Annotated in this window: 13 protein-coding genes; 7 read left to right on the forward strand and 6 right to left on the reverse strand. The window is 56.8% G+C overall.

Features of this window, described 5'->3' with window-relative positions; genetic code table 11:
• A partial coding sequence (locus tag H292_RS0122950) for an ATP-binding protein (protein ID WP_196806173.1) occupies positions 1-227 on the forward strand: 227 nt, incomplete at its 5' end.
• 439 nt (positions 228-666) lie between these two features.
• Here H292_RS0122950 and H292_RS27950 read toward each other — a convergent pair.
• The 5 genes from H292_RS27950 to H292_RS0122975 all read right to left on the reverse strand — a co-directional run bounded on the left by H292_RS27950 (position 667) and on the right by H292_RS0122975 (position 5,662).
• Positions 667-1,635, reverse strand: a complete 969-nt coding sequence (locus tag H292_RS27950) for a hypothetical protein (RefSeq protein ID WP_081631898.1) — start codon at positions 1,633-1,635, stop codon at positions 667-669.
• Positions 1,632-2,705 (reverse strand): DUF262 domain-containing protein, encoded by a 1,074-nt coding sequence (locus tag H292_RS27955; protein WP_037189033.1) that lies wholly within the window; start codon positions 2,703-2,705, stop codon positions 1,632-1,634. The genes H292_RS27950 and H292_RS27955 overlap by 4 nt, the downstream gene beginning before the upstream one ends.
• A gap of 10 nt (positions 2,706-2,715) precedes the next feature.
• Complete coding sequence (locus tag H292_RS27960; RefSeq protein WP_155949830.1) at positions 2,716-4,191, reverse strand: Eco57I restriction-modification methylase domain-containing protein; 1,476 nt, start codon at positions 4,189-4,191, stop codon at positions 2,716-2,718.
• Between the two features lie 595 nt (positions 4,192-4,786).
• The gene (locus H292_RS0122970; RefSeq protein ID WP_020112936.1) at positions 4,787-5,341 is read right to left on the reverse strand and encodes a hypothetical protein; all 555 of its coding nucleotides are present in this window, start codon (positions 5,339-5,341) and stop codon (positions 4,787-4,789) included.
• Between the two features lie 93 nt (positions 5,342-5,434).
• Entirely contained in the window at positions 5,435-5,662 is a 228-nt protein-coding gene (locus H292_RS0122975; protein WP_020112937.1) for a hypothetical protein, read from the reverse strand.
• A gap of 345 nt (positions 5,663-6,007) precedes the next feature.
• Here H292_RS0122975 and H292_RS28250 point away from each other — a divergent pair, with 345 nt between their 5' ends.
• Positions 6,008-6,337 carry a DUF6188 family protein gene (locus H292_RS28250; protein WP_155949831.1) on the forward strand — a complete coding sequence of 110 codons (330 nt, stop codon included), beginning with the start codon at positions 6,008-6,010 and terminating at the stop codon, positions 6,335-6,337.
• 680 nt (positions 6,338-7,017) lie between these two features.
• The gene (locus H292_RS0122980; protein ID WP_020112938.1) at positions 7,018-7,365 is read left to right on the forward strand and encodes a hypothetical protein; all 348 of its coding nucleotides are present in this window, start codon (positions 7,018-7,020) and stop codon (positions 7,363-7,365) included.
• 171 nt (positions 7,366-7,536) lie between these two features.
• On the opposite strand, the gene H292_RS0122990 is transcribed toward H292_RS0122980, so the two are convergent.
• Complete coding sequence (locus H292_RS0122990) at positions 7,537-7,869, reverse strand: phosphotransferase family protein (RefSeq protein ID WP_081631900.1); 333 nt, start codon at positions 7,867-7,869, stop codon at positions 7,537-7,539.
• Positions 7,870-8,484: 615 nt separating this feature from the next.
• On the opposite strand from H292_RS0122990, the gene H292_RS28665 reads away from it, so the two are divergent.
• The 4 genes from H292_RS28665 (at position 8,485) to H292_RS0123015 (ending at position 11,728) form a co-directional block, all read left to right on the forward strand.
• A complete protein-coding gene (locus H292_RS28665) occupies positions 8,485-8,934 on the forward strand; it encodes a DUF4352 domain-containing protein (protein WP_231383905.1) in 450 nt (149 codons plus the stop codon).
• Positions 8,935-9,100: 166 nt separating this feature from the next.
• Positions 9,101-9,943, forward strand: coding sequence for an SDR family NAD(P)-dependent oxidoreductase (locus tag H292_RS0123005; RefSeq protein WP_027499021.1), 843 nt, complete (start codon positions 9,101-9,103; stop codon positions 9,941-9,943).
• On the forward strand, positions 9,940-10,437 hold the full coding sequence (locus H292_RS27455; RefSeq protein ID WP_020112944.1) for a hypothetical protein: 498 nt from the start codon (positions 9,940-9,942) through the stop codon (positions 10,435-10,437). The genes H292_RS0123005 and H292_RS27455 overlap by 4 nt, the downstream gene beginning before the upstream one ends.
• 82 nt (positions 10,438-10,519) lie before the next feature.
• Positions 10,520-11,728, forward strand: coding sequence for a Fic family protein (locus H292_RS0123015; protein ID WP_020112945.1), 1,209 nt, complete (start codon positions 10,520-10,522; stop codon positions 11,726-11,728).
• Positions 11,729-11,757: the final 29 nt, after the last annotated feature.

Raw genomic sequence — 11,757 nt, forward strand, 5'->3', positions numbered from 1 at the left:
CGCAACGGTATATGAAGACCTCGATCGTGATGACCACCAACCGCGGCGTCGGATCGTGGGGTGAAGTTCTCGGCGACAACACCGTCGCCGCAGCCATGCTCGACCGACTCCTGCACCGCTCCGTTGTGCTCAACCTCGACGGAGATTCCTACCGACTCCGCGACCACAACGCACGATCGGAGAAACTCCGCAAAGCCGCCACAGGAACGCGCCAACCGCTACAGTGAACACCGCTCACGAGTGGGGAATTTCGGTGAGCGTGGTTGGGGAACTTCGCTGAGCCTCGTCAACTTGTCCAGCGGAGACCCATCCAATCTGCAATAGCGTCCCTGGACGAAGGATCAAGCGACTTGGGTGGGGACGGCGGTCAGTTTGATGAGTCGGAGCGTGTCGACGATCGCGTCGACGTCGGCGTCTGCGAAGAAAGGGCCGTCACCAGGCCGCGGCGTGCCTCGAATAGAATTCAGAGGGGGCAGGGGACTTCAGGACGATGGCTGTAGATCAAATTATTTGGGAATCGAAATTGATATACCCTCCATTTGTGTCGCTTACATCGAAATTAATTAGATCTCTGCGACATCCTCGCTCTGGATTGAGCGACGACTTCTGGTTAAAAAAATCAACGTTCGTTAGTCTTCGAAAAACAGGCTGCATTGTGCGTTTAGCTTATATAGTAGTGAAGGAACTAGGGCAGGAATTCATAAGGTTGTCAGGGACAGTGATTTCGGGAGGGACAAAAATTCTTTCTTTTCTTCGCCTTTTCAATCCTAACTTCAGTTGGTCCGATTTTTGTTCAAAAAAGTATTGGAGAAACACACCGTAAGGCGAGTAGTCACTGGGATGCAAGCCTCCACGCGCAGCTTTTCCAGCGCTGGCTATATCGTCGATCTCTATCACGGCGACTTCGCTGAGGAAAAAAAGACGTAAGATAGAAGAGGCTAGACTCTTGATATTGTCGGGTAGATAAGGTTGATCAAATTCCCTCTGTAGAGATTCAACGATGTGAAGAAGTTCTGATGTTTGTTTACTCTCTTTATTCACAATCGGATTGGAGCGCGCACCAAGATATTCAGCTTCGGCGATGGCTAATTCAGCTGATTCAAGCGCAGCTTTCACCTGCGAAGCAATGCGTTCCTTCCCCCAGCTCACTTTTGACGTTTTGTAAGTCAGATCGTGCGTGGCAATAGACCAAGCGTGCTGCAAAAATGTTTTTACCTGCACTTCGAATGTGATCGAATTTATTGGCTGCGGCGGCAATCCTGGGGGCGGTAGCAGCTGGACGTATAACCGTATATGGTCAAAGGTAAAACTCGTGGGTGCGATATTCGCAACAGCGTCCGAGGCGGGCTTACGATCGACCTGTGAGAATCGGCTCAATACCAGGTTCTCCGCGTCTGGAATTTCCTGCAACGTTGGCACAACAATAGTGCAAGCAAACACATCGTTCATGTCGCGAGTGCTGAAGCGGCCAGTTTCTAACTTCAGCGCAAAGCTCGTCTCTTGTTTGAGGCGTGACTCGTAATGCCATCGCTCCTGAACGGCGGGTCTAAGCAACTTATCAACGCGGTCTCGTATGATCGAGTTTATTTCGAGCTGTTTTTCGAACTCGGCCCGAACTGATGCGGAAACCTTCATCGTACGTCGTGGAGAGCAGGATCCATGAGTTGAGTCAACGCATGGTGCCTAGCGTTGCGGGGCGCAGAATCTGTGGTTGCACCACGAATGTTATTACCGTATTGGACTATAGATTCTCGTTCGGCACCAACTTCATCCGAAAACTCGCCATCTGCCAGGTATCTAGAGATCATTTTCATCACCGCAAGGTACCTTTCCGCGAAGGTATTGAGGTCCGGCAAGGTATTTTTTGAAACCAAATAGCACCATAACGAGTAGAAATGAGCTAGATTGTTTGCGTAGGTGGTTACGATATTGTCGTAATTGTTCTCGGCGGATTCGAGAAAATGCTTAGTGTTGTCGAACTTCTCGCTAAACTCTTCGGTGCTAAAGGGCGGTTCATTCTCATCCGGGGTATCGTACTCGGCGTAAAATGTGTCCAACGCACCTTGATCGAACCCAACCACGCCGCCCTCGATTGTTGCGGCCATGAGCTCGGAGATAAACTGGGTGTCCTGCATTCGCTTGTATCGTCCGGAGGTAGAAATTTTCATTCTTTTCCAGAACGGATCTTCCGATTCATCTTCCGCTTTGGAGATAAACCAACCATCGTAACGAGCATGACGAACCTCTTGTGCCGTTAGTTTTCTGGAATTCCTATTCAATCTGCCGAAGACCTCGTTTACGACAGTTGGCTCGATGGAATCAAGCATCTCGACGGTTATCTGATAATCAAGCAGGCTTTTCCTAAGGTCGGTATGTTGTATTAAATCGCGCCACTTTTTGTTGTCAAGACGCGTGTCGCCAAAGTCGTCACGGATGGGAATTTTATTGTCGACAAAAAGTAGTATGGTTTCCAGTCGTTGCTTTCCATCCACGACATGATAAGTGGCGTTTCCTTGTTCATCTAAGTCTTTGTGAAGAAAGATCGCGGGGCTTGGGTAGTTCTTAAATACTGTGTCTAAGAAGAACTGGCGGTCTCTTCTGGTCCAAACGCTACGTCGCTGATATGCAGGATCAAGATCCAAGCGGTTCAAGCCCGAAAGGTCCAGAAACCATGTTACATCTTGTGAAGTTAGTCTTCGTTGCATTACTTCTCCTTTAATTTATCGGATGGCCGTGAATTGTGCTGAGTACATTCTTGACTGCGAGCTCTGAATTGACAGGGCTGACCGAGCCAAGTTTCAGCAGTTCGATGCCAAATCGGCGTAGGTCTTCTAGCGGCGGAAAGTCGAGGATCTTGAGGTCGCTCACGTTGACTTGGGTGCTCCCGCTTATGTCCCGGAATGCTCGGTCAGCGTGATCGGTATTGAGGTATGCTGTAAGGCCCCAGCATAATTCGCGGTCCATCTCGGTCAGCGCGGTAGTGATGTAATTGACATGGTTTTCGAAGCTGACACCATTCAAAAACGGAGGGCCGATGGCTTCCACTGGATTGGCTACAATGCGATGATACTGCTCCTTTGAAGAAAACCGCCGAATCGCTATATAGTAGCCAGGTTTTAACACGTTTTTTGCATTTTTATTGGTGAGAACTAGCGCGTTCTTTTTTCCGTTCGTTATTAAAGGCCAGCAAAGATTATGCGACTGTATGTGATAGCTATGTATAAGCGGCACAGAAGCCTGCGTCGGTGTGAGCCGTAGTTGACGTCTGTTGCGAAAGTCAACTATCGGACCAGTGCTCGCGCTGAGCCCGAGGTCCGACAGTCGATGTTTCACGATCAGTGGCTCAAGCCGGCTGGTCTCGCAATCTTGATGAAGAGGTAGGCGTATGACCCGCATATCATCGCCTTTGCGCACTATCTCCTGGAAAGGCCTCACGGTAAGGCTGGATAAGCTGAGATTCTTCGCTTTGGACGTTGATAAGGAGACATTTTGCGCCTGTGTTCTTTTCCTCAGTACGATGGCTATATTCTCTTGGATCACACCATCGCTCTTGAAGGTGTCTGTGCGCGACTCAAAAAGGTGAATATGATGGATTGAGGTCTCGTGCAGAATCAAGTCCCGCAGAGGTTTGTAGTATTTACCGTTGCAAAAGCTTCGAGGTACAAGGGCTACAAGGCTACCGTTGGCAGCGAGAGATTTTATGGAGATCGACAAAAACGCGCTATATAGATTTGTAGAAGGTAGTCCTTGTTGTCGTAAGAGTTTTGCTTGCGGACTCTTCGAATCAATTCTTGCGTAGGGTGGGTTCAAGATAATGTGGCTGTATTTCTTATCTGACTTTAGTGCGCTAAGGATGAAGTCCTCGCGTCGCGTCCCCAAGGTTAGTAGCTGATCTTGCGGCAGCGATGATAAATTCTTTACCAGCATCCCATGTTGCCGTTTATCGATTTCGACTGCGTCCACTGCAAGGTGACGGCGAGGGCGCTGGGAAGTCCATTTTTTTATGAAGGCGGTCGTAAGCGCTCCCTGTCCAGCGCCGGGATCAAGAAGGGTAATATCGGTGTCGTCCTGTTCTGGCATGAGGTCTACGAGGAAGAACGCGACGTCTGTGGGCGTCATGTACTGTCCGAGGCGCTTTCTTGTGGCTGATGCCGCGCTGGGTTCGTCCAGTCGGATGTCTGTATTCAGCACCGCCTTATAGTAGACGTTCTGCGCCGAGGAGATTGAGATACCCGTCTACCTGCGCGGACGATGGTACGCGCCGAGTAGGTTTGGCGAGCTCGGCCCGCGTTCCGAGAATGTTGCGAGCCTGTAGCAGGATGTGCGCATGTCCTCGAATCTGTGGCGCAGGAAACCGGTTCTATCGGCTGCGACTGCCGATTCGAACTGTCGGTGACCACGACGGTCGGTTTTTGGGCCTGGTTGTTGTTCGACGCGAGTTTGTAGTCTGCCACCTTTAACGGTGACGCGTGGGCCTGCGAGCTCGCGCAGGGGCGGAACCGTCATCAACTGCCTCGGCAACGCTGGACGACTGCCGGGATCGAAGCCTGCTCCAAACAAGCCATTCGCCGACGGCACTCCTTGGCGTCGGCCGAGCCAGACCCTCGGAGGTTCCCATGAGATTCCGCGCGTTGTGCGAGTCGCTGTGGTCGCTTTAATGATCAGGCTTGGCTGCTCGTCGAACGGCCAGACCGCCGTGTGCCATCGAGGACGAATGTGTCGAGGTTCGAGCCCTGCGGGATGGGTGCTTCCCACGCATCCAGTATGTCGCCGTCCCAGACGGAGTTCAGGTTGCCATCGTCGTCCCGCCATACGGACCCGAAGCCGAAATTGCTCGTGTCGGTGATTCCGTCGACTGATGTGTGGATGATTCTCCACCCTCAAGCCTCACCCGGAGATCGGTCACGACAACGGTTCGATCACCTTCGTCGGTCATATATCGCCACTCGGGAAGTCGTGGTTGTCCTACCTTGGGAACAACCATTTCGTGTAGAGCCACTTCGGATCGGTAGATGTCCGCGCGCACTGATCGGGCACGGGTAATCGTGCGCTGTCGGTCAAGGGTGATTGACGGATTAGCGATCGAGAACCCGGCTGTCGTCGGCGATCCTTTGGTTTCGAAAATGAGTTGTGGGCGACCGTTCGACGAGCGACTGAGACGCACGTTGCGACGTTCGTTCAGCACCTGCGTCAGCTGGTTGTCGTGAAGGGAGCGCGTCGTGGCTTTCTCGAGCTCGACCTCGACAATCACCGTCGAGCAGAGATGAGGATCTGCCTCGAAAGACCACGTCGGCAACTCGACGAGCCCGTCCGGTTCATAGTCGAAGAACAGTTTGTACAACCACAGATCCGATCGGCAGACTTCGACACCGGCAACCGGCCAGGTGTTCCCGACCGCCCTGGCGGCATCGAGTGCCTGCAGTCCGGCCTGCGTCTAGTCGGTGTGCTCGGACTCGAAGGAGACAACCATGTTTCCGAGAGCGGACGCGGCCACATGCGCTGTGTCGTGGATGTGCGCTGTATCGTCGGAGACGCTTCTGATCAGATCGTCACGTCGGTGGGATGCCAGGCCTACCCAGCGGACGTCAACCTCGATGGCGATCGTGAACGCGCGTGGTTCGGTCGGTGTGCGGGCAGGGGTGGGTGGTTCCACAATGCTCATTTCTGTCGAGTCGCCGTGAATGCCGGTGAGACGACCTTCTCGAGAAGGAATGCCGACGCCGTCTTTATACCGTGAGGCCCCGACAGCGATCCTCCGAGATCAACGACCGACCACCTTGACTCCTGTGCGTGTCGATATCGGGCAGTGACACGGTCGCAAGGGTCTTCCAATAACGCGGATGCGGAGCACGGATCCCACTGCGCCCGGTACCCCAACGGGTATGTTCGCTACTACAACGAGCACGGTCAGCCGATCGATATGAACGGCAAACCGGGACCGAGCTCGACGACACACTTCCCGATAGCGCTGGGCGGCTCTTTTCCGGTCCCGAAAGATTCGTAACACATGGAGATTTCGATTTTAGGACAAACGATCGAGTCGATAGAGTTTGGGTTTTCACTCGTGCTACTGACCATCAGAGGCTATGAAATACGCATAGAGTCGGCATTTCAGGTGACCGAGTCCGGTCGTGAACGCTTCGTAGACGTACCTGATGAATCGCTTTCGAACAATTCTGTTCTTGGCCGACTCATGAGTCGAACGGTGGGCGATGCACAAGCGTCGGACTCGGGTGATTTGAGCGTCAGCTTCGGCGAGGGTGCAAGCCTTGAGGTCTCCTCCAACCCGATTACGAAGCCTGGACCATCGCAGGTCCTGGTGGTTTCAAAGTCGTGAGTGTGGCTGGTGGAGGACTCGCCAACTGCGACTGAGGTCCTGCGACGAAGTTGTTGGCTCACACACCCCACAGGCCCCATTCGACGTCGGCCAGAAAAGAGGGCTCGCAGTCGTCGGTGTTGCCTACGACATTTACACAGGCAAGCCGGTCGATCAGGCTATCGTGTCGGGCGGACTCGGTTTCGGTGCGGCGGTGGCTGCAGATGGGTTGATAAGAGACTGCCATCCCGATACCGATAGTCGGTACCGCCGTCGGCGCACTTGGTGGGGCCGCGGTCGGGATCTTCACGTCGGGTGCCGTAGATACTCTCTACAGTGAAGAATTGGGTAGCGTGGGCGATGCAATCGGCGACGGCGCCGCAGCAATTGCTGACACGGGTTCCGCGATCGGCGAATCGGCAACGGGGGGATGGGATCCGACTTTCTGACCAACACGCTGGCGAGCTTTCCGTTTCCCTGTCCCGCGGGTGCAGTTGGTTCTGGGCAGTGTGTTCGCCGGTGTTATTGCGCTGATCGCCCTGATAGTGGCTGGATCCAGTGTCATCACCGGGCAGGCAGCGTCCGCAGTCGCGACGGGGTCCTTTTCGGTGTCCAGCACTGCGACAGCAACTTTCGAATGAAGCAATCAACCGTCACGCAACGTAGGTGAGGCTGCGCGTCGGACGGTCACAGCGTCGACCGTGCGATACGACTCTCGTGGCCTGCCACTGCTCACCGCGGTGGTCGGGTCGCCGATGGTCGTCCTGATGGGATGCGGTTTCGTTGCTGGTGGTCCGCAGCTGCTGATCTGCGGTGTGATGGGTACGTTCCTTGCGACTTTCTTCGTTCCTCTGGCCACTCGATCGATACGTAACGGCACGGTCGGCCTCACTCCGCAGGGGATTCGTCAACGCGGTTGGTCGTACGAGGCCGAGGTGATGTGGGACGCCGTAGTCGACGTGTCCTTTTCGGTCATGCGCTACGCCGCCATCGCCATTCGTGTCGATTCGGCGAGTTCCGTCCTCCGGCGTGACTCGACACCGTTCTAGAGGATCGAGAAGATATCGGCCGGACCTCTCATCGAGTTCGACTGTCGACGGGTAAATATTCATCCAATGGTTCTGACCAGATGGATCCGCTTCCACAACGGCAACCCCGCTGCACGTATCGAACTCGGAGCGCGCGCAGCAGAAGACAGACTCGTCGCCGAACGTTGATTGTCACAACTTCATGACCTGCTGCTCGCCGTAGAACATCTCGGTGACCAACACAGCTAGCTCGTAGGCCCGGTCGTTGTTCGACGCGAACTCATAGTCCACCAACTTCATCGGCAACCCGTCACCGATGAGAATGTTGCCGGGCGGCGGGTCGTTATGGAACGCAACCAGATCCAAGCCGGACGCCAGCATCGCTGACTTCACCTGCCGGTACTTGGTCAGAATCACCTCGGCATCACGAAGACATCGGTGACGCCCATGGCCACGTGTAGAACGGCCGACACCAGGGCCAGAGCTGCGGCTATCCGGTTGATCCACACCCTCGTCCACTCCCATCCCGTCGTCTGTTAGGTCGACGGTATGGGTAGACCATTACTGGTTTTCGCAGCCCATGTGAGGGGTGTGTTACTCGGGCCTCGGGCTCGGACCTGGACTAACTAACCGGCAGTCCCTCGCGGGTGATAGACGTATCGGAGTCGATGTGCGGAACCTCGCTGAGGTGAGAGCGCCGCATGGTCATTCGATCGAGTGAATCTGAAGTCAGAGTTGAAACATTCCGACCTACCGGTCCTATAACTACGAAGCACCACTTCGACCAGAGACCAGGACGCCATGACGTTTCCGCACGACCCCAATCAGCCCCAGCCCTCCGGGCAGGCCCCTTACGGTCAGCCTCAGCCCTTCGCGCAGGCCCCTTACGGACAACCCCAGGCTCCCTACGGTGCCCAGCCGCCGCACGGCCAGTCCTACCCCCAGCAACCGTACGGCCAGCCGCAGCCTCCCGGGAAGAAGAAGCGTAAGTGGCCGTGGGTTGTCGGTGGCGTCGTGGTAGTGCTCATCGTGGCTGGGATGGCAGGTGGGGGTGACGACGACAAGTCGAGCACGACAGCACAATCCACGTCGTCGGTCGCGGTCGCACCTCCCGCTGGCGCGAACGCATCTCTCGAGGCAGTGGCGGCACCCGTCGAACCGGCTACTTCCGCACCGACACCGGAACAGTCGGCTCCAGGAATCGGCCAAGAAGTGCGTGACGGCAAATTCGGGTTTGTCGTGACTGGCGTCGAGACAGGTGTAACCACACTCGGTGACAACCCGTATCTGCAAAAGGATGCGCTTGGGCAGTTCGTTCTCGTCAACGTCACGGTCACCAACGTGTCCGATCGATCGCAGACTTACTTCGGCTCGAACCAGAAACTGATCGACACGCAGGGACGCGAGTTCGAGAACGACACAATGGCGGCGATCAATCTCGAGGCCGAAACTGCAATCGGGGGCGACATCAATCCCGGTCTGTCACGGAACATCACGATCGTATTCGACATTCCCGTTGACGCGGTACCCGCGACGCTCGAGGTGCATGACTCCATGTTCTCCGGTGGGGCCGAGATCGCGCTGAGATAGGTTGAGTCGTCTTCGGCCGGGCACCGCATCGGTGTCCGGCCGTTCGTCGTACCAGGCCGGCCGTGTGTCCAGTAGTCCTCTTTCGAGGACTACTGGACACACTCGTCCGTTGCTAGCGTCAGCTCGGTCAGGTGCTGCAACTTATTCGACGGGCAAAGGATTCGTGGTGTCTACTCTTCTTTCAGGCAAAGTCGCCGTCATCACCGGAGCCGCGAGTGGCATCGGACGGGGTATCGCATCTCGGTTCGTCGACGAGGGCGCGCAGATCGTTCTCACCGATATCGACGACGATGCCGGAGCTGCGCTGGCTGCGGAGCTCGGCGAGCACGCCGTCTATGCGCACGTCGATGTCACCACCGAGTCCGACATCGCAGCGGCAGTCGCTTTGGCTGCAGATACTTTCGGATCGCTGGACATCATGGTGAACAACGCTGGTGCACAGGGTGACCCATCATCGATCATCGACGCGGATCCCGATGGATTCGACCGCACCTCAGCTCTCCTCACACGATCGGTGTTGCTCGGACACAAGCATGCTGCGCGCCGGTTCATCGCCCAAGGAACTCCAGGCAGCATCATCTCCACGGCCAGTGCTGCAGCAATTCAAGGTGGGTGGAGCACTGTCGGATACACCGCAGCCAAGCATGCCGTCGTAGGGCTGGTGCGACAGGCGGCCGCGGAACTGGGCCCCAGTGGGATTCGGTCGAACGCCATCGCGCCCGGAATCATCATGACTCCCATCATGGCCCGCACGTTCGGCGTCGAGCCCGCGAAATCCGAACAATTCATGGACTTCCTGGCCGCGCGACTCGGACCCGGACAGCCCTCGCGTCGAGTCGGGTTTCCCGACGACATTGCCTCGGTCGCTACCTTTCTCGCCAGCGACATGGCGGCCTACGTCAACGGCACCGTCATCCCGGTCGACGGCGGCGCAACCACGGTGACACTCGGAACGTTCGCAACCGACGTCGTAGCTGCAGCAGCAGAGTTTGCCGCGTCACAGCCATGACCAGCCAAGTGGCGAGTTCGTGGGGAGTGGAGTCGGACGAGCACGAGTCATCGACAATCCATGTGTGCCTCGACGCGTCCGCGACGGCGGACGCTGAAGACCACGTGTGGCTCACTGGATCTCCGCCGGCCAAGACCGTGTTCATTCGAGCCGACGACCTCGGTCAAGCCCAGTCGATGCGCACGCGAATACGACGTGAACTCGGAACCGAGGGAGAAGATGCGGCGAGTTTTGCCGTCGTTCTCGAGTTGGAAACGCACATCGCCGATGACGCACGCACGGCACGAAAGGAATTGGCCTCGTCCTCGACTGGCGCAACCAAGACGGTTCGTTACGTCGGAACGTCGAGCGGGCTGGCCGGCCTCGTCGCCGATATCGAAGCCGCGTCCGTTGCGGATGCTGTACTGATCATCCCGATTGTTTCTTCACGTCGTCAGGCCGTTTGCAACCGCATCTCAGCAGAGGTGGTTCCGCTGCTGAGGCGCATGGCGTAGGAGGCCGAAGTAGGTCAAGCGTTGGAGGTTTATCATAGTCCATACCAAACGATATTTACCTAAGGTTTGGTATGGTTGTTTGATGGCCAACGATTCGAACAGTGGCCTGGCCGCCGTGGAGTACGAAGATCGGCCATGGCAATCGTCGTCTGCTGCTGTTTCCAGGACGCAGCGCAAGCTGCATGCAGGTGACTACCGGGCTGCAGTGCCCCCGCGGATCGCCGATCTGGAACTCCGACTCACCGATGAAGTCGCGGCCGAATCCGAGGACGCGCTACGCGAAATTGTCCGATTCGACGAGTACGCATCGCAGCGTCTCGGCTCGTCGACCGAGTTGGCGCCGATGAGTTCGATCTTGCTCAGGTCCGAGAGCGCGGCCTCGTCGCAGATCGAGAACCTCACGGTCGGCGCGCGGTCCCTCGCGCTGGCCGAGCTGGGTTCACCCACCAGTCGGAACGCATCGATTATCAGCGGCAACGTGCGTGCGATGGAGGCCGCACTGGCAGCGAGTTCGACGGTGTCTGCCGAATCCGTGCTCGCCATGCACAGGGCACTGATGGAGCCGGCGGGCGATCCCGACGCCGGGCAATGGCGAACCCAGCAGGTCTGGATCGGTGGTTCGAATTTCGGACCCCACCACGCCGCGTTCGTTCCGCCGCATCACGATCGACTCGAGGCCTGTTTGGACGACCTCTTCGTGTTCGCGTCGAGAGCTGATCTGCCCGTCCTTCCTCAGGTGGCCGTCGCGCACGCGCAGTTCGAGACCATCCACCCGTTCACCGATGGCAACGGACGCACCGGCAGGTCGTTGGTACATACAATGCTTCGTCGGGCAGACGTGGTCGAACGCGTCACAGTCCCGCTGTCCGCGGGTCTGCTGGCCGACACTGCGTCGTACTTTGCGAGTCTCGACGAATATCGACAGGGCGATGTCGAACCGATCGTTCGCCGGCTGAATGCCGCGGCGTTCGCCGCTGTATCCAACGGAAGGATGCTGGTCGACGAACTCGCCGATGTGCGAGACCGGTTCGGCGCCAGCGTCGTTGCACGTCGCGAATCGGTTGTGTGGAGCCTCCTCGACGCTCTCATTGCACAACCGGTGATCGACAACCCCTTCGTGCAGAGGACATTCGGTGTCAGCGACATGGCTGCTCAGCGAGCTATCGATCGACTCGTCGGCGCGGAAGTTCTCCATCAGACCTCGAAGGGGCGACGAAACCGCGTCTGGCAAGCGGACGAGATCCTCGATGCACTCGACCGTTTCGCCGAGCGCACGCGTCGGGGGCGGTGATGAACTGCGCTGCAATCCTACGCGGCCAA

The sequence above is a fragment of the Rhodococcus sp. 114MFTsu3.1 genome (assembly GCF_000383555.1).
Taxonomy (GTDB): domain Bacteria; phylum Actinomycetota; class Actinomycetes; order Mycobacteriales; family Mycobacteriaceae; genus Rhodococcoides; species Rhodococcoides fascians_E.

What these genes read in the sequence shown, in the direction of transcription:
- H292_RS27950 (WP_081631898.1), bottom strand. Translation starts at nt 1,635, where the DNA reads ATGAAGGTTTCCGCATCAGTTCGGGCCGAGTTCGAAAAACAGCTCGAA.
- H292_RS27955 (WP_037189033.1), bottom strand. Translation starts at nt 2,705, where the DNA reads ATGCAACGAAGACTAACTTCACAAGATGTAACATGGTTTCTGGACCTT.
- H292_RS0122975 (WP_020112937.1), bottom strand. Translation starts at nt 5,662, where the DNA reads ATGAGCATTGTGGAACCACCCACCCCTGCCCGCACACCGACCGAACCA.
- H292_RS28250 (WP_155949831.1), top strand. Translation starts at nt 6,008, where the DNA reads ATGGAGATTTCGATTTTAGGACAAACGATCGAGTCGATAGAGTTTGGG.
- H292_RS0122990 (WP_081631900.1), bottom strand. Translation starts at nt 7,869, where the DNA reads ATGGGAGTGGACGAGGGTGTGGATCAACCGGATAGCCGCAGCTCTGGC.
- H292_RS27455 (WP_020112944.1), top strand. Translation starts at nt 9,940, where the DNA reads ATGACCAGCCAAGTGGCGAGTTCGTGGGGAGTGGAGTCGGACGAGCAC.
- H292_RS0123015 (WP_020112945.1), top strand. Translation starts at nt 10,520, where the DNA reads ATGGCCAACGATTCGAACAGTGGCCTGGCCGCCGTGGAGTACGAAGAT.